19 protein-coding genes are annotated in these 21,637 nt (G+C 44.8%); 12 read left to right on the forward strand and 7 right to left on the reverse strand.

The features are described 5' to 3' along the window. Positions 1–127: 127 nt before the first annotated feature. Positions 128–1,564, forward strand: coding sequence for a glyceraldehyde-3-phosphate dehydrogenase (locus tag OCV20_RS22135; protein WP_048612894.1), 1,437 nt, complete (start codon positions 128–130; stop codon positions 1,562–1,564). Between the two features lie 239 nt (positions 1,565–1,803). Here the strand turns inward: OCV20_RS22135 and OCV20_RS22140 are convergent, their stop codons facing one another. Both OCV20_RS22140 and hcp read right to left on the reverse strand, forming a co-directional pair. After that, on the reverse strand, positions 1,804–2,859 hold the full coding sequence (locus OCV20_RS22140; protein WP_086774395.1) for an FAD-binding oxidoreductase: 1,056 nt from the start codon (positions 2,857–2,859) through the stop codon (positions 1,804–1,806). 101 nt (positions 2,860–2,960) lie between these two features. Further along, positions 2,961–4,622: a hydroxylamine reductase gene (hcp, locus tag OCV20_RS22145; protein ID WP_050649169.1), complete on the reverse strand. Its 1,662-nt coding sequence runs from the start codon at positions 4,620–4,622 to the stop codon at positions 2,961–2,963. Between the two features lie 273 nt (positions 4,623–4,895). Here hcp and OCV20_RS22150 point away from each other — a divergent pair, with 273 nt between their 5' ends. Together OCV20_RS22150 and OCV20_RS22155 are read left to right on the forward strand one after the other, a co-directional pair. Then, a complete protein-coding gene (locus OCV20_RS22150) occupies positions 4,896–5,126 on the forward strand; it encodes a hypothetical protein (protein WP_017061777.1) in 231 nt (76 codons plus the stop codon). Between the two features lie 53 nt (positions 5,127–5,179). Then, complete coding sequence (locus OCV20_RS22155) at positions 5,180–6,343, forward strand: alpha/beta hydrolase (RefSeq protein ID WP_086774394.1); 1,164 nt, start codon at positions 5,180–5,182, stop codon at positions 6,341–6,343. Positions 6,344–6,735: 392 nt separating this feature from the next. On the opposite strand, the gene OCV20_RS22160 is transcribed toward OCV20_RS22155, so the two are convergent. The 3 genes from OCV20_RS22160 to OCV20_RS22170 all read right to left on the reverse strand — a co-directional run bounded on the left by OCV20_RS22160 (position 6,736) and on the right by OCV20_RS22170 (position 8,853). Next, on the reverse strand, positions 6,736–7,350 hold the full coding sequence (locus tag OCV20_RS22160) for a LysE family translocator (RefSeq protein WP_017061779.1): 615 nt from the start codon (positions 7,348–7,350) through the stop codon (positions 6,736–6,738). Positions 7,351–7,477: 127 nt separating this feature from the next. Beyond that, positions 7,478–8,398 (reverse strand): LysR family transcriptional regulator, encoded by a 921-nt coding sequence (locus tag OCV20_RS22165; protein WP_017070979.1) that lies wholly within the window; start codon positions 8,396–8,398, stop codon positions 7,478–7,480. Then, complete coding sequence (locus OCV20_RS22170) at positions 8,392–8,853, reverse strand: Lrp/AsnC family transcriptional regulator (RefSeq protein ID WP_086774393.1); 462 nt, start codon at positions 8,851–8,853, stop codon at positions 8,392–8,394. The genes OCV20_RS22165 and OCV20_RS22170 overlap by 7 nt, the downstream gene beginning before the upstream one ends. A gap of 254 nt (positions 8,854–9,107) precedes the next feature. On the opposite strand from OCV20_RS22170, the gene yjeH reads away from it, so the two are divergent. Next, complete coding sequence (gene yjeH / locus OCV20_RS22175) at positions 9,108–10,373, forward strand: L-methionine/branched-chain amino acid transporter (RefSeq protein WP_086774392.1); 1,266 nt, start codon at positions 9,108–9,110, stop codon at positions 10,371–10,373. Between the two features lie 16 nt (positions 10,374–10,389). Here the strand turns inward: yjeH and pdxR are convergent, their stop codons facing one another. Then, a complete protein-coding gene (gene pdxR / locus OCV20_RS22180) occupies positions 10,390–11,847 on the reverse strand; it encodes a MocR-like pyridoxine biosynthesis transcription factor PdxR (protein ID WP_086774391.1) in 1,458 nt (485 codons plus the stop codon). 90 nt (positions 11,848–11,937) lie between these two features. Between pdxR and OCV20_RS22185 the strand changes: the two genes are divergently transcribed. Then, positions 11,938–12,597: a pyridoxamine 5'-phosphate oxidase family protein gene (locus tag OCV20_RS22185; protein WP_086774390.1), complete on the forward strand. Its 660-nt coding sequence runs from the start codon at positions 11,938–11,940 to the stop codon at positions 12,595–12,597. 82 nt (positions 12,598–12,679) lie between these two features. Beyond that, positions 12,680–13,624, forward strand: coding sequence for an urea transporter (locus OCV20_RS22190; RefSeq protein WP_086774389.1), 945 nt, complete (start codon positions 12,680–12,682; stop codon positions 13,622–13,624). A 10-nt stretch (positions 13,625–13,634) separates the two neighbouring features. Here OCV20_RS22190 and OCV20_RS22195 read toward each other — a convergent pair whose 3' ends face one another. Beyond that, positions 13,635–14,642, reverse strand: a complete 1,008-nt coding sequence (locus tag OCV20_RS22195; protein ID WP_050621737.1) for an AraC family transcriptional regulator — start codon at positions 14,640–14,642, stop codon at positions 13,635–13,637. 133 nt (positions 14,643–14,775) lie between these two features. On the opposite strand from OCV20_RS22195, the gene OCV20_RS22200 reads away from it, so the two are divergent. From OCV20_RS22200 to OCV20_RS22225, 6 genes are all read left to right on the forward strand, one after another. Continuing rightward, positions 14,776–15,126 (forward strand): MFS transporter, encoded by a 351-nt coding sequence (locus OCV20_RS22200; RefSeq protein ID WP_017066493.1) that lies wholly within the window; start codon positions 14,776–14,778, stop codon positions 15,124–15,126. Continuing rightward, entirely contained in the window at positions 15,120–16,343 is a 1,224-nt protein-coding gene (locus OCV20_RS22205; RefSeq protein ID WP_086774388.1) for an HlyD family secretion protein, read from the forward strand. The genes OCV20_RS22200 and OCV20_RS22205 overlap by 7 nt, the downstream gene beginning before the upstream one ends. 680 nt (positions 16,344–17,023) lie before the next feature. Then, complete coding sequence (gene codB, locus OCV20_RS22210; protein ID WP_032546874.1) at positions 17,024–18,262, forward strand: cytosine permease; 1,239 nt, start codon at positions 17,024–17,026, stop codon at positions 18,260–18,262. A gap of 9 nt (positions 18,263–18,271) precedes the next feature. Beyond that, the gene (locus OCV20_RS22215; protein WP_017064864.1) at positions 18,272–19,549 is read left to right on the forward strand and encodes a cytosine deaminase; all 1,278 of its coding nucleotides are present in this window, start codon (positions 18,272–18,274) and stop codon (positions 19,547–19,549) included. A 358-nt stretch (positions 19,550–19,907) separates the two neighbouring features. Beyond that, positions 19,908–20,120 carry a transcription antiterminator/RNA stability regulator CspE gene (gene cspE, locus OCV20_RS22220; RefSeq protein WP_004740083.1) on the forward strand — a complete coding sequence of 71 codons (213 nt, stop codon included), beginning with the start codon at positions 19,908–19,910 and terminating at the stop codon, positions 20,118–20,120. Between the two features lie 457 nt (positions 20,121–20,577). Continuing rightward, complete coding sequence (locus OCV20_RS22225) at positions 20,578–21,594, forward strand: GGDEF domain-containing protein (RefSeq protein ID WP_086774387.1); 1,017 nt, start codon at positions 20,578–20,580, stop codon at positions 21,592–21,594. Positions 21,595–21,637 lie beyond the last annotated feature (43 nt).

Consider the following 21,637-nt stretch of genomic DNA (forward strand, 5'->3'; position numbering starts at 1 on the left):
CAAGGTATATCAGCACATTTAAGTGGCAATAAAGACCACAGCCTGATGCCTCAAATCCCCTATGCTGATTGGCTTCCCTACAACCGCCATGAATGCAGAAACTTAACGTGAAAGGTCCCGAGTAAAGATGAGTCCCGAAAAGCACCTCCTAGATTGGCAAACTAGTCAAACCATTGCTGAATCCATCGCTCCAACTTTAGGTCAGTTATACCGCCAAAAAGGTGTAGAAGTTATCCTCTTTGGTAAGACCCTAGTTAACGCGACAACTATCGACATCATCAAAGCTCACCGCATCGCAAAACGTTACACTGGTTCTCCTCTTACAGCAGAACAGACTCAACCTATTATTCAACACCTTCTCTCTATGGACCTATCTCCATGTCGTATTGATGTTGGTCGCCTTGCGCATTCATTCTGGCAAGATCGCGAAGACACACACGGGTTGGATGATTTCCTACAAACTGCACTCATTGAATCGCTTGAAGGCGATGCAATGACAGAACCTCGTGACGTTGTATTGTACGGTTTTGGTCGTATTGGCCGACTGCTCACTCGTCTGTTGATCGAGAAAAGTGGCCCGGGTTACCCACTGCGTTTACGTGCAATCGTTGTACGTGGCGGCAAAGATGGCGACCTAGAAAAACGTGCAAGCCTGCTTCGTCGTGACTCTGTACACGGCCAATTCAACGGCAGCATTGTTGTAGACCAAGAACGCAAAGCGATCATCGTTAACGGTAACTTCATCCAAGTTATCTACGCAAACAAACCAGAAGAAGTGGATTACACGGCTTACGGTATTGAAAACGCACTTGTGGTTGATAACACAGGCGTATGGCGTGACGCGGAAGGCCTGAGCCAACACGTTGCGTGTAACGGTGCGAAGAAAGTTCTACTGACTGCGCCAGGTAAAGGCGACATCAAGAACGTGGTATTTGGTGTAAATGAAAATGTTATTCAGCCAGAAGACACCATCATCTCTGCAGCAAGCTGTACTACTAACGCAATCACACCAGTATTGAAAGCGGTTCACGACAAGTTTGGCGTGCTGTCTGGTCACATCGAAACGGTGCACTCATTTACCAATGATCAAAACCTAATCGATAACTTCCACTCGGGTGATCGTCGTGGTCGTGCTGCGTCACTGAACATGGTTCTGACATCGACTGGCGCTGCTAAAGCAGTATCAAAAGCGATGCCGGAAATGGAAGGTAAGCTAACAGGTAATGCGATTCGCGTACCTACGCCAAACGTTTCAATGGCAGTTGCGAACCTAAACCTTGAGAAAGGCACAAACAAAGAAGAGTTGAACGAGTACCTGCGTGAAATGGCGCTGTCTTCTGCTTTGTCTGCACAAATCGATTACACAGACTCGACTGAAATTGTATCTACGGACTTGGTTGGCTCTCGTCACCCAGGTGTGGTTGACGGTGTGGCGACTATCGCACAAGACAACCGTGCCGTGCTGTACATTTGGTACGATAACGAGTTTGGCTACAGCTGCCAAGTTGTTCACTGTATGGAACAGATGATGGGTGTACGCTACAAGACATACCCAGAAGTTTAATCAACTTCGCTCTTGTAGATACGTCTATCGCAACAAGCTCCACAACATAATAACTATATCTGCGAAGTCTGTATGGGCTTCGCAACCCCTTTTGTTTTACTCCCCCGTATAAATAAGAGGGTTGCCACTTAGATCTGCTCTCTCTAACTGATCTAGGTGGCCTTTTTATATCTAGCGCCCTAACTTTTATCGCTATGACAAGACCTTGTCTTCATCACTCTTGCACAGCTTCACTTCTGTTATAACTCAACCTCAACATCCGACTTAATCGAACTTGAACATGCAAGCACGTACCCCTGTTCAATCTGGTCTGGCGTCAATGTTTCTTGGCTGCTTGATTCCACAGATCCTTTGGTCACTTTGCATTTACACGAACCACAAATCCCACTACGACAAGCGATAATAATTGGAACGCCTGCTTTTTCTAATGAATCCGCCAATGCTGTACCAGTTTCCGCTTCAACTTCAGCGCCGAACGCAGGCACAAATACCTTAACAGCACTATTCGTATCGTCAGCAACTTCGGCTTTTGACGCTTCTGATTGAGCATTCTGAGTAGCAGGAGTAAAGCTTTCTTGATAGAAGTTATCCATGTTGAACTCAAGTTCTTTCAGATAACTCTCAATATCTTGCATGAAGCCGACAGGCCCACATAGGTAAACCGTTCTGTCTAAGATATCTGGGCTCAGTTTCACCAACCAGTTTTTATCTAAACGGCCTCGAGGAGCCATTGTTCCTTCATTGTCTTTCAGCAGCAGTTTTAAGTTGAAATTCGCATGTAATTCATCGAGCTGATGAAGTTCTTGAAAGTAGATAGTCTCAAGCTTGTTGCGTGCCATGTGGACGAAATCAATCTCGATGTCACTGTCTTGAGACAGCCAATACTTTACCATCGCCATGACTGGTGTAATGCCACAGCCTGCACTCACTAGAGTTACTTTCTTTGTTGCCGTTGGCATGCAATCAATACAGTTAAACGAGCCTGCCGGCTTCAACACAGAAACCTCGTCACCTTCATCAAGCTCATCAACAATAAAGTTAGAAACCAAGCCACCTTCCACACGCTTGACCGTCAACTTCAGGCGGTTTTCTTCGGGGCAAGACGCTACTGAATAAGCACGGTAATCGGTTTTCGTCGGCATATCTAAACCCAAGGTGATGAACTGACCGGGCTTAAAATTGAAATGTAAGTCTTGTGGAATACTGCCAAGCTCAAAGCTGACCGTATCTGGCGTCTCATGCCATTTCTTTAAACACACTAAATTGATTGAATCGCTATCCGACCATGCATACATAGTTCACACACCTTACTGATACTAAAGAATTAAATCTAAAAAGCCCCGCCGCTGCACGTTCCTAGAGAACAGCAACAACGGGGCTTGGGAGTGGGCTTATATTAAGCCGCTAAGATTGTTTTAAGATCTTGCTCTGGCGTTGAGATAGAACGCATGTCGAACTCGTCTTGAATAATCTTTAGTAGGTTCTCTGTTAGGAAAGCCGGTGCTGTTGGGCCGGTGTAGATGCCTTTCACACCAAGAGCAAACAGAGTAAGCAGGATAACGATCGCTTTTTGCTCGAACCAAGAAAGAACCAGTGTTAGCGGTAGTTCGTTGATGCCACAATCAAACTCTTTCGACAGCGCAAGAGCCAGCTGAATCGCAGAGTATGCATCGTTACATTGACCAACATCTAACAGACGTGGAATACCGTTAATGTCACCAAATTGGTTTTTGTTGAAACGGAATTTACCACACGCCAATGTCAGGATTACTGAATCTTCTGGTGCTTGAGCTGTGAAATCTGTGTAGTAGCTACGCTCAGATTTGTCTCCGTCACAACCACCCACTAGGAAGAAGTGCTTGATGTTGCCTTCTTTCACTTGTTCAACAACCGCAGGCGCAGCTTCCATCAAGGCATTACGACCAAAGCCGACAGTGATCATTTGCTCGATCTCGTCATGCTTGAAGCCTTCTTGCGCAAGAGCACAATCGATCACAGCACTGAAATCGTCACCTTCAAGGTGAGCAACACCCGGCCAGCCTACGATGCTACGCGTAAATAGGCGGTCAGCGTATGAGCCCACATCAGGATTAAGCAGACAGTTCGATGTCATTACGATCGCACCAGGGAAGTTCGCAAATTCTTTTTGCTGGTTCTGCCAAGCACTACCGTAGTTACCCGCAAGGTGTGGATATTTGTTTAGTTCAGGGTAGCCGTGTGCAGGTAGCATCTCACCGTTGGTGTAAACGTTAATGCCCTTACCTTCCGTTTGTTGAAGGATCTTTTCTAGATCATGCAGGTCGTGACCAGAAACAAGGATACAGTGACCTTGCTTTGTCTTCACATTCACGGTTGTTGGTTGAGGGTGACCAAATGTATCTGTCTCGCCTTTATCCAACATTTCCATGACTTTGTAGTTCATTAAGCCAATCTGCATAGACGTATCTAACAGTTGTTTTAGGTCTGATGGATCCGTACCCAAGAAAGCCATGATTTCATGGTATTCAGCAAAGATAGCATTGTCAGTTTGACCAAGAACACGAGCGTGCTCCATGTATGCTGCCGCACCTTTTAAGCCATATAGGCAAAGAAGGCGAAGACCAATCACATCTTCGTGTTGAGAATCGTGACCACGGTTTACCGCCGCTTGAGGAGCTAGTGCCAATAACTCTGAAGAGTCCGTTGGAAGGTCGAATTGAGCAGCAGCAGAAAGCGCTGGGATCTCAAAACCAATCAATGTCGCTGCCGCGCGAACCTGTTGCTCTAAACGCTGCTTAAACTCATGAGATTGCTGTGCAAATTCAATGATACGAGCAGGATCGAAGTTAACGTTGGTTAATGTTGCGAAAAACGCTTTTGGCGCCCACTCGTCGATTTCAGTATCAATAACATCACAAGCACGGCCTAAATTGGCCCAAAAAGAAACACCTTGAAGAGAATGCACCAACACGTCTTGAAGGTCGGATACTTCCGAAGTTTTACCACACATACCTTGTGCGAAAGAACAGCCTTTTACGGTTGGGGTTTGAATTGTTTGTTCACATTGAATACAGAACATATAAGGGCTCCAGTAATTTTTATTAACTGTAAGTACTTTGCTTACAGTGACTTATTCCAAACCCTATAGAGCATCAAGCGTGCCAACTTTTAACTTATTGATTTTATTAAACTTAGTTTTATTCCATATTTTTAGTGCGTGATTATGACTACATATAAGCTCCCTAACAGCACACATCCGTGTCATAGTGACTCTCAGAGATTTATTAACGGCGTTCATGTTTCGTTCAGAATAGAAGCGATAAAGTAACAACATAAAAAAAGAGGAATGAATATGAAAAATATATTAGTTACGATTGTTGCATTGTTTACTGGCCTTTTGGCTTTATTCACAAGCTTGATCCTTGCTATTCCTTTAGCTATTGCAGCTTTAATTACTGGCAAGCGCATTCAGAATCAAATGAAGAAACAAGGTTTCGCAGCTCATATGAACACTCGTCAGTCATCAACCAATGATGCTGGTGTTATAGAAGGTGAATACGAAGACCTTTCAAGCAAAAAGTAACCTAAACTTTAGTTTCAGATATAGTGAATGCACAACAGAGACAAGATTACATAATGCAAAGAAAGCCCCTCCTAGCACTGCTGGCCTTAACGACTTTAAGTCTCGTTGGTTGTTCCAACGAGACACCGATACCCGCTTACGAAACATCTCCAGACTTGCCTAGCTATCAGCAAGACAGCTTTGATGCCTACGTCAATGACACCCAAGATTGGTTATTGAAAAACCGTGTGTTCATGACAGAAGACAAGCAACTCGAGATCCAACTCAATTCACCAACCGAGTATCAACCAACCTCGCCAAACGGCAAGGCGGTGCTATTGGTTCATGGACTAGGCGACTCACCTTACTCATTTAAAGACATCGCTACCCATTTAGCAGAGCAAGGTTACTTAGTGAGAACCGTATTACTTCCGGGTCACGGCAGTCGCGTGGGTGACTTAATGCAGCCGAGCCTAGAAGATTGGCAAGGTGTGGTGGCTCATCATACGAAGTTACTTGAGCAAGAATATGATTCGGTTTGGCTAGGCGGCTATTCAACCGGTGCGAACCTCGTGACTTCACAGGCGATGAACGATCCAAAGATCTCTGGGTTACTGCTGTTTTCTCCTGCGTTTCAACCAAGCTCGTCTGCTGTTCAATACGCAGGGCTAGCAAGCTACTTTGTCACTTGGGCTGATCAAGATCCTGAAGACAATGTGTTGCGTTACAACTCATTGCCAATGAACGGTGCCTCGGTTTACTACGAAACATCAGAAGTCGTACGTGATGACTTACAAGATAACCACTTCGACAAACCAGTGTTTATTATGATGAGTGAAGGCGACAGCGTGATTGACACCAACTACGTTCAGCAAGCCTTTACTGAATCGATGCCGAATCCAAATAATGTGTTGGTTTGGCAAGGAGAGACGACTCTCGAGGATCCTCGCGCTGTTCAGTACAGCATGAAAATTCCAGAGCAACGCATCTCGAACGGCTCTCACATGGGCTTACTGTTCTCACCAAACAACCCTTATTACGGAATCAATGGTAGCGAGAAGATTTGCTCCAATGGTCAGGCAGAAGGGTTTGAAGAACAATGCAATGCAACCAGTGAAGTTTGGTACTCAGCTTGGGGCTATCGTGAAGAAGGGAAGAACCATGCGCGTTTGACCTACAACCCCTACTTCTCAGACTCGATGGCGAAGTTAGATGCCGTGCTGAACTCTGAAGGTTAACAAGCTAAAGCCTTTCGAAACCAATCCATAGAACTCAAAAAGGCTCACTAGATAACGTCTAGTGAGCCTTTTTTAATAAGTGTCGTTTCTGGTGAACGTCTAGGGTCTGTTGACCTTTAGAGCTGATTTTTGCAGCACTTTGTGGGAAATTTCTACAAGGCAGAGGCTTTGAAGTGTAGCTAGCCTACATGAGAAGCCGATAACGCAGTAGAAATGAACCACAAAGGCTGCCCGAAGGGTTCGGCTAGAATCGTTTTATGCTTTGTTAAGAAGTATTAACTTAGAATGACTAGGCTACATACTCCTTGCCGCGCCTAAAACGATTCTATCTCGAACAAAATTTAACCACTAAAAGTTAACAGACCCTAGTTACTTATTCTTATCGCGCACTGCTATATCGTCCACACCACACGAACAGCAAGAAGGATCAGCACCACGCCAGATAGTCGATCAATCAACTGAGCTTTCGAGCGAATACGTTCAACAATCAACGGGCTAGACAATACCAAGGTGATAAAGGTGTACCAAAGGCCGTCAACAATCAGCGGTGTTGAAACAATAATCACTTGATTGGTCAGCTCATTACCCAATGCAACAAATTGGCTAAACAGAGCGATGAAGAACAACGCGATCTTTGGACTCAAGATAGAGATCAAGAAAGCCTCACGAGCAGACTGCATGTAACTCATCTTTTCACCCGCTTCTAATTTCGCGGCAACACCACCTTTCGAACGCAACGCATTAACGCCAAGATAAAGCAGATAAGCAGCACCCGCTAAGCTAATACCTTTGAACAACATTGGGGATTGCTCAAGCACAACGGCTAAACCGACAATGGTTGCGAACGCATAAATACCGATGCCAGCAGCGTGTGACCAAGCTGCGATAAGCCCGTTCATACGGCCACCAGCCAAACTGTGTTTAGCGATCATCGCCAAGCTTGGGCCCGGAGACATTGCACCCAACAAGCAAATCGCTAATAAAGAAAACCAAATTGTTACTGTCATCATTCCATTCCTAATAAAATAAAGCGTTCCAGCTGAACGCTCTACGCTTAATACTCAATACTTGTCACTTACCATAATTCGCAGGAGGTATTATTTGAAATCAAAGATAATCATCACACCTATGATTTCAAGTCATACTGATATTGTAACTCGACTTTTGCATGGCTTGGAATGCTTTTTCTCGCGCCCATTTGTGGGCAGAGTCGTTGTCATATTTAGGGTGCCACATTAACCAATAGGTATGCATTTCCGTATCAAATGGCAACGAAAAGTAGGTAGTATCGAGGTGTCGACCTAGGTTGTAGGCGATATGTTCTGGCACGATCATCAGATAGTCGTCTTGCATTAGCACAGTGCCAGCGGATGAAAAAAACGGGACCTGTAAAGCCACTCTTCGCTTCAGCCCTTGCTTCTTCAATGCTATGTCCGCGTAGCTGTCTTTATCTCCACCCCCCGTCACTTTGATGTGAGAGTAGTGAACAATATCTTCTGCACTCAACACCGCTTGCTGAGCCAATGGGTGCGACTTGCGCATCAAACACACCGACTTATCTTCGCCAAGTTTGATGCTTGAGACATGTTCAGGTTTTGTGGGAAACATACTGGAAGCCAAATGAATCCCCGACTCGTTCAGTGCTTCAAGGTAGTTTGGCTGCCACAATCGATAAGCCAAATTAATGTTCGGCGCTTCAGCGGAAACCTCTGCCACAATCACAGGAAGAATATACTGAGCCACATAATCACTCGAAGACAACACCAATTCACCCTGCCAGTCTTGCGGTTCGAAGGGTTTATCATCTAACAGGTGGTCAAACTCGCCAAGCAGGTCGTCGAGTTTGCCTTTAAGCAGAAGTGCGCGGTTGGTCGGCACCAGTTTGTTGCCGTCACGAACCAGCAAAGGGTCACCACACAAATCTCGTAACTGGCTGAGCTGACGGCTCACCGCGGATTGTGTGATATGCAAACGTTGGGCGGCACGGCTTACGTGACACTCTTCAAGAAGTACATGCAATGAACGCAGTAGGTTTAAGTTGATATTGCCTAACATGAACGCACCGTCGCATTCTGTTTGTTGAAAAATTCGGTCAAAACCGTATGAGTCATTAAGTGACGCAGATCTGGGTAGCTTTGCAGCTGATCGCGAACTCGGTTCAAGCTCTCCATACTTTCCACTTCAACATAAAGCATCATATCTGTCTCACCGCTAATCGAGTGGCACCATTGCACCTCATCAATACTCTGGATTTGTTTCGCGTAAGACTCACAGCTATGGTCACTACTCGACATGTCGAACTTCAACAAGATATAAGCGCACACATTCTTCGTTTGGTTGGGTTCTGCCACTTGAGCGCAGTAGCCCGTAATCACTTTGTCGCTTTCCACTTTCTTGATTCTGGCGTTCACTGCCGAGCGCGAGAGGCTGACATCTCGGGCGATATCGCTCACTGAGCATCGTGCATTGGTTTTGAGAATATCCAAAATCTGGCGATCAAATTTATCCATGCTTCTGATTCTTTCCATTTATTGTTCTATTTATAACGCCTAATTTGACACAACTTTCCGACTTATAACAGCCATTCTAACAGCCGACACTTTCACGCTTAATCGGATTAATACCGTTAAAATGACGGTGTCTTACGACGTTTCGCTAGCTGTATTATTGATATCGACAATGTATGCTCTCAATCATAACTTCACACACACCAGAAGAAAGTTACTGGAAGACCGTGACCAGAATTAAATAGCTAGGAGAGCGAATGACACAACTCAAACAAGAAATCACGCTTATTTCAGGAGTCGGACAGCTCTCGACGACCTTGCTAGGCACGGGATTATTTATGATCCCTGCGATCGCAGCAGGCATTGCGGGGCAGTTGTCACTACTCGCGTGGTTAATCCTGTTTATCGCTATTTGCCCCATTGCACTGACCTTCGCAGCATTAGGAAAACGCTACCCGAATGCAGGTGGTACAGCCTACTTTGTGCGTCAGGCGTTTAGCGAGCGATTAGAAACAAGCGTGGCGTGGTTGTTTGTAAGTGTTATTCCTGTCGGTATTCCAGCGGCCATTGCACTGGCAGGAGGTTTTGCTCAACAGTTGTTACCTGCACCTCTCGATACACCACTTGGTGCTCAATCCTTTACCGTCGCCCTGCTTATTGCCGTCAATTTGATGGGCAGTAAATCTTCTGGTCGCCTACAAACCGTCATCGCATTGTCGATTTTCGCCTTGGTTAGCGCTTTTGTTTGGAAAGCCGACATCACGGTAGCCGATGTTGCTCTTCCTACCATCTCATCCGATTCGATGTGGTCTATCGGCGCTGCGTTGGCTGTCATGTTTTGGTGCTTTGTCGGAATAGAAGCTTTTGCCCACATGGGAGAGGAGTTTAAAAATCCACAACGTGACTTCCCAATCGCCATCATTGCAGGCTGTTTTGTTGCGGGGTTAGTGTACTGGGCTTGTTCAGTGGTGATTCTTAAACTGGGTGCTTTCGGTTCACCTGAATTCGATGCAGCATCCATCCCTTGGGTAACAGAACAACTGTTTGGCAATGGCTTCAAAACCGTCATAAGCGTGCTGGGGTTCTTTGCTTGCTTTGCTAGCCTCAACCTTTATACACAAAGCCTATCACGAATGATCTGGGCTCAAGCTCGCCAACACAGTCCTTCAAGTCGAATGGCTCAACTGAACAGCCACGGCGTACCGCTTTACCCAACGTTAGCAATTGGTTTTGTCGTGCTTATTTCGTGTGTGATTGGTGAGCTGTCTAATTTAGACCTTGAGTTCTTTCTCAAGCTCGCCAACGGTATTTTTGTTCTGGTTTATCTGCTCGCGATGTTAGCCGCTTGCCGATTACTGACAGGCGCATCTAGATACACAGCCATGCTCTCGCTAGTCATCTGTACCTTGGTGTTTATCTGTTTAAGTTGGTCGATGCTCTATGCCGTGACTATTTTTGTGACATTGTCACTCCCTTGGCGAAAGTGGTTGGGTAAACCCACCATTTCTGTCGACAAGCTGTAAACGATACCTACCAATATCACTGATAAAAAAGCCGTGCGATCTGTTTGATCTTCGGCTTTATCTCAGCCAAACGGATATTTCCAAACCCCAGCACCGCCCCACTCCAATCACGAGCATCACTCGAACCGTACTCATAAAAATCAAACGGACGAATAATGATATTTTCAAGCTCAGCTCGTCGGCTCCACTCATGTTCAGATATACCTTGATACCACTTCACGGTCACATGTAGCCCTGCCGCCTGACTGATCACTTCAAGATCACCGTTAAACTCGCTTTCAATCGCTTCTATCATGGCTTCATACTTGAGTTTGTATGACCGACGCATCTTTCTAATATGACGCAGCAAATCGCCTTCTCGAACAAAATCCGCCAAAGCTTCCTGTGTGTGGGATGCCGTGTCTCCAGTGAGTGCGTCTTTGATCTCAAGACACTTCGCCACCAAACTTTCTGGCACCACTAAGTACCCTAATCGAAGGCCATTGAACATCACCTTACTCAGAGAGCCAACATAGATGATGCGATCATCGAATCCTAACTTTCCCGCCAACCCTTGCATGCTGGTATAAGGGCGATGAGCAAACTGGAACTCACTGTCGTAGTCATCTTCAATGATCCATGACTGATGTTGATTGGCCCAATCGATCAGTTTAAGGCGTTGCTCAGTATTTAAAGTCGTGCCCATTGGGTATTGGTTACTCGGTGTGACATACAGAGCCTTAGCATTACTGGCCAACACTTTCTCAATATCTAGCCCCACCTTTTCACGCACACTTACACCGTCTAACTCAAGTCTCAACAGATCGATAATTTTATGCACTTGTCGATAACCGGGTTCTTCCACGAGGATTTTGTCGCCCATCTCTAACGTTGCCATCAAACCAATTGAGATGGCTTGCTGAGCACCTGCGGTGATGATGACTCTATCCGTACTGCAATGAACTGAACGACTGCTTGCGAGATACCCACTCAATGCTTCTCTCAAGGCTAAACTTCCCTGAACCTCTTGATTGCCTGCAATGTTCTGACGTGTAGAGTGACGTTGCAGCAGCCTCTGCCATTTCGCAAAAGGGAACGCATCTAAGTCAGGGACTCCGGGGGCAAAGCTGCGGTTAATGTCGTTAGGTGTCGCTATGTTTGTACTCGGTTGACTGACTGTTTGTTTGACCTTCGGATCCAGAACACTGTCTGGCTTAGACAAACTTAGAAAGTGTTCTGGTTGTTCAACCGAGACATAAAACCCTGAGCCTTGCTTACTCTCGATATAGCCTTCAGTGACCAGTTGTTCGTACGCATAAATCACCGTATTTCGACTCACCGATAACTCGACGGCCAACTTACGTGTTGAAGGTAACTTACTGCCCTTGCTCCATAAATCTTGAACGATTTTCTCTCTTATCGCGTGGAACAAGGCGGTTTGACGCGTGTCGTGTTGTTCGTCTAACTGTAGATCACCGACATCGATAGGCTGCATAACTGGATCCAAATAGTGTTTAAAAGTGGCTCTATTTAATAGACCAGTTAATCGCTACATTAATCAAAAGGCAATGATTAAGGAGCGATTATGTTATCTAACACGAAAAGAACCACGATTAAAAAAGGGGCTCACAAAGCCGTATTTGAACAAGAGAAACTGCACCAAATTATTGATGAGAGCTTAATCGCACACATTGCATTGCAGGGTGAACAAGGTCCAATGGTTATCCCGATGCTCGCGTGGCGAGTGGATGATATGGTCTACATTCATGGGGCTAAAAACAGTCGCCTACTAAAAGGGCTAAAAAAGGGAGAACCAACCTGTTTAACGTTCACCTTGTTCGATGGTTGGGTGTTGGCTCGTTCGGCATTTCATCACAGCGCGCATTATCGTTCTGCTGTGGTGTTGGGGTCATTTTCAGTCATCGATGACAACCAAGAAAAGGATCGCTTGTTGAATATCTTTATTGAGCAAATAGCACCGGGCAGAACCGATGAGGTCAGGCTCAGTAATGAAAAAGAACTCACCGCAACCGAGTTATTAGCGATCCCTTTAACGGAAGCCTCTGTGAAGATTGGTAAACATGGAGTGAATGATGATAAAGCTGATATGGATATCCCAGTATGGGTTGGCGTATTACCGTATCGAACCGTCGTTGGGCCATTAGAAACCGTTCCAGAACAAGAAGGCATCATTGAAACACCAGATTACCAACAAGCTTATGGTGAACGCTGGTATCAGAATTAACACGCGAAGATGGTGAACTTGATAAAATTGTATACAATCTGACTTACAAAAATTTAACATGACTCAATAATGTAATCAGACGATGAAAACGAACAAGGGTATTCTGCCACTTCAAGGCTTGCTCAATGGCATTGGGCAAGTCTATTTTACACCGTCTGTTATGACGTCGACTTTGCTGTTGCTTGCCATTTCTATTGAGTCACTTGCACTAGCTTTTCTTACCTTACTTGGCGCCAGTTGCAGCTTTGCATTGGCCTTCTATGGCTATATGTACACCAACACCAACACCAACACCAACACCAACACCAACAAATCAGTTGACGACATTGATAGTGGAATGTACGCGCTAAATGGCGCTTTAATTGGCTTATTTATCGGTAACTTTTTTGGTGTGACACCATTATTGGCTTTAGTGACTGTGTTAGGTGCATTACTCACAGTGCCGGTTGCCCACATCGTATTCAGTTTTAAGAAATATCGCGGTTACACTAGCGCCTTTATCCTCACCACTTGGTTGATTTATATTATCCAATCAACCTTTGAGCTGTCAGCATTTTCGACATCTGATTCCGCACTGATACCACTCATCAGTATTGAGGCTAGCTCATGGTTCAACCTACCGACAATGGTGATCCCGTTGTTAAAAGGGATAAGCCAAGTCAGCTTCATCGAAAATGCGTTGTCGGGGCTCGTTATCTTAGTCGCCATCGCACTCAACAATATCAAGCATGCCATTTGGATTATGCTCGCAATAATAATTAGCACCGTATTTAGCGATTTGATTGGCGCTTCTAACGAACTGGTAGCGCAAGGACTTTACGGGTACAACGCCATCCTTGCCACTCTAGCACTTGTGATCTATCCGCGAATCCCTTGGCCGTTAACCCTATTAGGCATGCTGTTAAGCTGTCTCATCACACTTGGTTTTCATGAACTGTCACTACTGCCACTCACCGCCCCTTTCATTTTGAGTACTTGGGCTATGGTTTACTTGTCCAGCCTACTCCATAAGCGAACCATAAGTTAGCTCAGTATAGTTACAGGCCGGTTTTTAAGCGCTCAACATATTGCTTGGGTGTCAAACCTCGATGTTTCTTAAACATCCGATTAAAACTCGCGACATTGGTATAGCCGAGCCTCGTCGCGACTTCACCTATTGGCACTGAATACATCAACAACTCCACGGCCACGTTACTTAACGCATAGCCCATAATGGTAGAAAAGTTGATGCCTAAGTTATGCAATCGACGTTGAAATTGCTGTTCAGATAACCCAAGCAAACTCGACACTTTATGCAGTGTTGGCAGGCCGAAATGGCGACTGTAATTGATCATCTCATAGGTCACCTTATGCTCATCCGCGGCATCCGGCATATTGAGGTAATTATCTAAGTCATGAAAGTTCATTGCCAAGCTCATCTTGCCGATCGAAGGGGCTTGATTACTCGATAACCTCAACTGGCTTGGTATCCAGATTTCAGTTCGTGGCTGGCCCCACTGAATATTGCACCCAAAATACTCTTGATAGAGTTGAGTGTTCTCGCGATAACCTGCGATAGAGACGGCTGCGGGAGTAAAGTCGTCTCCCAAGTAACGTCTTAATATCTTCATCATAAATATGGCAACTCGGATCGAGTCATGAACCTTACCAGTCTCAGAATACGCAGGATTGTCGTAGCACCACTTGATGAAATTACCGACTTGGGCACCATACAGGAAAGCCCCAGACTGCAAACAGTGCAACCCGATGTTCACTCGGCGTATGGACGACGCCAGATCGTGCCCCGAGAAAAACCAGTTAGAGAGAGGACCTAGCCTTTCAATATCGACCCTATCAGCCAACTTCAAGATAATATCGGGGTCACCGGCTTGCTGTTCAAGCAAGCCATACCATTTGTCCACTTCACTTACGGGAATAAGGTTCATCGGGTTATTAAACACCGATTTAGGAATACCTAATTGCTCAGTATTCACTGCCTTATTGGTCGTTGCGTATTGGTAAATACCCAAAATACCCAATGCTCTTAAGAAGTTACAATTGTTCATTAGCCACCATACTTACAAGTCACTATTACAGATCAAATCATAATGACATCATTATTAAAGTAATTGGTAAATTTTCAACCTCTAAATCTGATATCAATCACACTCGGCGCTCAATTTAACCTAGGGTATATCAATGAGTTTAGTTAGTGTCCCATTTGTCGGAACCGGCGCAGATACCGCACTACACGTAGTTGCAGGCGTAGTGTTGGTCGCAACCATCGCTGCTGCATGTTACGGCTTCTGGCGTGTGCATGAATTACCAATCAACAAGGCTCACAGTAAAGAGCATCAGCAACTCGGTTTGATCACCGCATTAACATGGATTGGTTTTGTATGGCACTGGGTATGGGTACTAGCAGTAATTTTGGCCTTCGTTGATATGGAAAAAGCCATCATCAATCTAAGAGACACATGGAAGTCACCGACCACAACCAAGGAGCAAACAACTTCCGACAAGCAAGATGAGGAGAGCCAAACATGTTAGAAGGCTTGGCAATTTGGGCACTGTTCATTTACCTACTCAGACTTGTTGGTATGCCTTGGAACAAAGGCACAAAGACGTTTGCGTACCTAGGGGGTACATCTTGGTTGCTGTTTGTATGGGTTGGCCTACTCAACTTTACTCCGATGGATCTATCCGGAGGCTCAGTGGTTCAGTCTCCACATATTCAGTTGCGTCCAGACTCAACTAATGTGTCGGGAAAAACTTCCAAAGTCCACATCCACCCGAACCAGAATGTGACTGAAGGACAGCTAATTTACGAAATTGATGACACCAAATATGTCATCGCAAGAGACAAAGCCAGCGTTCAACTTGAGTCTGCAGAAGTCGCTTTAGACACAGCTCGCCAAGAAGTGAGCATTGCAAAAGTCAGCTATCAATCGGCGCTTGAAGACATCAAAGCTTCAGTTGCACAAATAGATTCGGCTAAAACAGACTTGGTACTGCAATCAAAGACGCTTGATCGTTACCAGAAGCAAAACAAAGTGGTAGAGCATACGATCACTGAAACTGACATCGACCAACAAACAGCAAAGGTAGACTTAGCGACGTATAACGTTACGACGCTGGAATCTCAGCTAAGCAAGAAAGAAGTCGATGCCGAGAATGCGAAATTAAACATCCACAAAGCTGAAACCAATGTGAGCAAGAAACAGACGGAGGTCGATTCAGCAAAGGGAACACTGGCACAAGCACAATGGGACTTGAACAGCACCAAAGTCACGGCACCGACTGACGGCTTTGTAACGAACTTTATTCTTCGTGAAGGTCAGCGCGTTTCAATGATGCCTCGTATCCAGATGTATACCGAAGAGAAGTACGTACTGATGCGCGTTAACCACCAAGCGATTCGTAATATTAAGGTCGGTCAACCTGCGGAATTTGCGACAGCGGTATACCCAGGGAAAGTGTTCTCTGCAACTGTAGAAGGCATTGTAGAAGCCACTGGTGAAGCGCAAGCAAGTTTGCTGGGTATCGATGAGCAGGTTCGTGTTACCACAGGCAAAAACCTTCAGAACAAGCACCACTTTGTTCGTTTAAAAATTGATGAGGCAGAGGGTTACGATATTCCTGTTGGCTCTGTCGGATTAGCGTGGGTAAGCGGTGAGAAGCCTATCAGCTTTATGGCGTTCCTAGACGTAATACGCGGGATCATCATTAGAATGAAGTCTCAACTGTACTTCTTCTACTCCATCTAATACTTCCTATTGGTGAAGCAATACCCAAGCCCGTGCGCTCTTAGATCGCACGGGCTTTTTGTTTATTTCACTATTCGTCGCCAGAAAGAACACAAACCCGAAAAACGAATAAACACTCTAAAGTTGCAAATCGCAATTGCACTTTGCAACTAGGCATTGCAAAAACGCAAATCAAACGCTCAAATACGCACCAGATTGCTATAAAACTGCCGTTTTACGTGGTTTTAAAAGTTGGCACACTAACTGCAATGTATATATTGACCCTTCTTAAGCCGAGGGTCACCTAGCCAACTGACGTTGTTAGTGAACCTATTCTTGTTCACAAAATATATAAGCCAATTGCGATTATTGCGATTGGCTATTTTTTTGCCTGCAGTTTGGCCGACCGCCCTCCTCTTCGATACAGACACCCATTCAAACGTATAATAATCAACATTCATAGCCAACCAAGAACAGCAGATAACCAACGCGTTATAGAAAACGTTTTCTATTTATTTTTTTGAAATAAATGCAGAAAATAACCTTATGTTTTACAAGATAATTACTGTAATAACTGATTTTAAGTCGCCCTTATTGACAAAATTAGCATTGACTATGTGATTTATATCACCATAATGCGCACGTTTGCCTGCAATACGGCGACCGTTAATTTTAATTTTGATCATTTGCGGAGGTAAAAAATGGCTGCTGATAATAACTACAGTCTAGGGCCGGTTCCTACATCGGCTAGGAAAGGAGTAGCTTCACTCACCATGGTAATGCTTGGACTCACTTTCTTCTCTGCAAGTATGTGGACAGGTGGTTCACTCGGGACAGGTCTTTCATTCAACGATTTCTTCCTCGCCGTTCTCATCGGTAACCTAATCCTCGGTATTTACACTTCTTTTCTTGGCTACATCGGCTCATCTACTGGCCTCTCTACTCACCTTCTTGCTCGTTTCTCTTTCGGTACTAAAGGCTCATGGCTTCCTTCTGCGCTACTTGGTGGTACACAAGTCGGTTGGTTTGGTGTGGGTGTTGCGATGTTTGCTATTCCAGTACAAAAAGCAACGGGTATTGATACCAACACCTTGATTATCGTATCTGGCTTGTTGATGACGGGTACGGTGTACTTCGGCATTAAAGCGCTAATGGTGCTTTCAGCGATTGCAGTACCTGCGATTGCGATTTTGGGTGGTTACTCAGTGCTAACAGCCGTAGACAGTGTTGGTGGATTAGAGCAACTGCAACTTATTAAACCAGAGACGCCAATGGACTTCTCAATGGCGCTTGCAATGGTTGTTGGTTCGTTTGTAAGTGCGGGTACGTTGACAGCCGATTTCGTTCGCTTTGGTAAAAAGCCAGCAAGCGCAGTATTGATTACTATGGTTGCGTTCTTCATCGGTAACTCGCTGATGTTTATCTTCGGCGCTGCTGGCGCAGCAGCAACAGGTCAGGCTGATATTTCAGATGTGATGATCGCGCAAGGTCTACTGCTTCCAGCCATCATCGTGCTTGGCTTGAACATCTGGACAACCAATGAAAATGCACTTTATGCATCGGGTCTGGGTTTATCTAACATCACTGGTCGCTCAAGTACTACAATGTCTATCATTAACGGTATTATCGGTACGATTTTCGCGCTTTGGTTATACAACAACTTCGTTGGTTGGTTAACCTTCCTTTCGCTGGCGATTCCACCAATTGGTGGCGTAATCATCGCCGACTTCTTCGCGAACCGTAAACGTTACAAAGATTTTGCAAATGCAGAGTTCCAAACCGTTAACTGGGCTGGCATTATCGCGGTAGCAACAGGCGTAGCCGCTGGTCACTTCCTACCTGGCGTTGTTCCTTTGAACGCAGTGTTAGGTGGTGCAATCAGCTACCTCGTGCTTAATCCTCTATTGAATAAAAAAGCTCTGAAATCTCAGGCCGCTTAAGGACACACTATGACAACCTTATTAATCAAGAACGCGAAACTTCAAGACCAAGAGGGCTTGAAACAGATTCTGATTGAAAATGGTCAATTTTCTCGCATTCTCGATAATGACGCGCAAATCAATCATCAAGGCGACATCCTCGATGCTGAAGGTGGCATTGCAGTTACTCCTTTCTGTGAACCGCACATCCACCTAGATACGACTCAAACTGCTGGTGAGCCTAATTGGAACATCTCTGGCACTTTGTTTGAAGGTATTGAGCGTTGGGCTGAGCGTAAAGAACTGCTATCAATCGAAGACGTAAAGTCTCGTGCCAAGCAAACACTGAAATGGCAGATAGCTAACGGTGTTCAACACGTTCGTACACACGTTGATGTGTCAGACCCAACACTCGTTGCGTTAAGAGCGATGGTTGAAGTTCGTGAAGAAATGAAAGAGTGGGTCGACATCCAGATCGTTGCATTCCCTCAAGAAGGCATTCTTTCATACCCTAACGGCAAAGAGTTGCTTGAAGAAGCAGTGAAGATCGGCGCTGACGTTATCGGTGCTATCCCTCACTTCGAATTCACTCGTGAATACGGGGTTGAATCTTTGCATTACGTGTTCGAGCTTGCACGCAAGTACGACTGTCTGATCGACGTTCACTGTGATGAAATCGACGACGAACAGTCTCGCTTTGTGGAAACATTAGCAGCCCTTGCTCATAAGTTTGAAATGGGCGAAAAAGTAACCGCTAGCCACACCACTGCAATGGGCTCTTACAACGGTGCTTACGCATCTCGCTTGTTCCGTCTATTGAAGATGTCTGGTATCAACTTCGTGGCAAACCCGTTAGTGAACATTCACTTACAGGGCCGTTTCGACGATTACCCGAAACGCCGCGGTGTAACGCGCGTTAAAGAGATGCTAGCAGCAAACATCAACGTTTGTTTTGGCCACGATGATGTGTTTGACCCATGGTACCCACTGGGCACAGCGAACATGCTTCAAGTTCTGCACATGGGACTGCATGTGACACAGGTTATGGGCTACGACCAAATCAACAACTCACTTGATTTGATCAGCAAGAACTCTGCTCGCACATTGAACATCCAAGACAACTTCGGCATCGAAGAAGGTAAGCCAGGTAGCTTGCTGATTCTTCCTGCTGACAATGGCTTTGATGCAGTGCGCCGCCAAGTACCAGTGCAGTACTCAATACGCCACGGTAAGGTGATTGCAGAGACTCAACCAGCGAAAACAAAAATAAATTTAGATCAAACTGAAGATATCAACTTCAAGCGTTAATATCGTCTATACTAATGATCAAAAGGAAGCTGAGATGCTTCCTTTTGTTGTGTTGGACGAAGCGACAAAACTATCACTAAATCAGTGTAAATCTTGTACATTCGCACGGTATGACAAAAAAAGCACAAATTTCTTAAGCAATGCGTGTACATCTCAAAAGACTGTGTTAACATGCTCTCGCTCTGTTAGCCGGAGTTATTTAAGTTAGATGAATAGTAAAAAATTGACATGTAAAATCGTTACCCGTTTTTGTAAGTAGTTTTTCCTTATTTCTTAGCAATATTAAATAATTCAATTATCAGCGCATTGCATTAAATGCAATCAACAACTTAGAAAATTTATGAATAAGGGACAAATTATGTCTAACACAAATACTGGCACTGTAAAATGGTTTAACGAAGAGAAAGGTTTCGGCTTCATTTCTCAAGACAACGGCGGCGCTGACGTATTCGTACACTTCCGTGCAATCGTTTCTGAAGGCTTCAAGACTCTGAAAGAAGGCCAAAAGGTTTCTTTCGAAGTTGAAAACGGTCAAAAAGGCCTACAAGCAGCAAACGTTGTTGCTCAATAATTAGCTCTTAGCTAAAAAGAATTTTAAAGCGCTGATTTTTATCGGCGCTTTTTTATGCCTGCTCATAAACATTTCCCCTCTCGATACAAGCTTCCCCCGTTAACTCTGAACAACTGAAAATCACCTGCAAAGCCCCCTCAATCTAACCTCTCGCAGTTAAAGCTCTACGATCAATCTACTTCACTTTTTGTATGCACTTCCCTAGACAACAACACTCATTTCTCACTAATGTTTTGATACGAACTCACTCTATGCTGAAAGTTTGATAAGCCCAAATATGGTTAAAGAACAATCCATTAGATTGCACTTATGAATACGCAATCGATATTCATAATAAAAATGAGTTATTTATCCAATCCTCATCCATTAATCATATAATTTTTAAAGCAAAGACCTTCGAAATCCGCTAACCTTGTTCGCAAGTGGCTTAGTTGTTTTGGTATCTGCAGTAAAAATAATGAACAAAGACGAATTTCAGAAATCCACCGCAAATCTAAAAAAAGCGGTGCCTCTTATGATGAAGAACAGGGTGTCAACGACACCTGCAAATTACGCACTTTGGTACACCTATGTCGATAACGCTATTCCCCAGCTGACTCAAGACATGGATGGTGTTTTAGAACACTACGGTATTTGTCCTCCTGCCGTGGGTGAGCAGCTATACAACAATTATGTTGCCAGCAAATCCGAAACCAATATCAATGACCTTCGCGCTAATTTGGAACTGTTAGTTTCTGAAGTTTCCAATTCAATGAATGACACCCTGACCGACACCTCCGCTTTTTCTGACATGATCGATAAAAGCTTCGAGGACTTGGCTCGTGTTGATAATGAAAGCTTATCTATTGATGAAGTCATGTCCTTGGTTCGACAGCTGGTGTCTGAATCTCGTCATATTCGTCACTCTACTCAGTTTTTAAACTCTCAGCTAAACTCTGCAACCTCAGAGATCACCAAGCTCAAAACTCAATTGGTAGAAGTGCAGAAAGATGCGCTCTTCGATAGTACAACCACACTCTATAACCGTCGCTCTTTCGACCGTGACATAGAAACCTTGTGTGAAGCACAACAGTCTTTGTGTCTGATTCTTCTTGATATCGACCACTTTAAAAATTTCAACGACACCTATGGCCACTTGTTTGGTGATATGGTTCTTAAAGGGATCGCTCGTAAGCTGAAATTAAGTTGCCGTGAAGGTATTTCTGCTTATCGATTTGGTGGTGAAGAGTTCGCGCTAATTGTGCCTAACAAGTCTTTGCGTATTGCTCGTCAACTCGCGGATACCAATCGTCGCTCTTTAGAAAAGCTGTCGATTAAAGATCGCCGCAGTGGTGAACAAGTCGGCAGTATCACGGCATCGTTTGGTGTCGCTGAACTTGAACCCTGCGAATCAGCTCAATCGCTGATCGAACGTGCTGATAAACTACTTTACGAAGCGAAATCACTTGGCCGTAACCGAGTCATGCCTTTGTAAGACAAACCAACAATGCTCTTATCGACATATTAGTCGGCTCGTC

Origin of the sequence: Vibrio coralliirubri (genome assembly GCF_024347375.1) — a bacterium.
In the GTDB taxonomy this organism is placed as follows: domain Bacteria; phylum Pseudomonadota; class Gammaproteobacteria; order Enterobacterales; family Vibrionaceae; genus Vibrio; species Vibrio coralliirubri.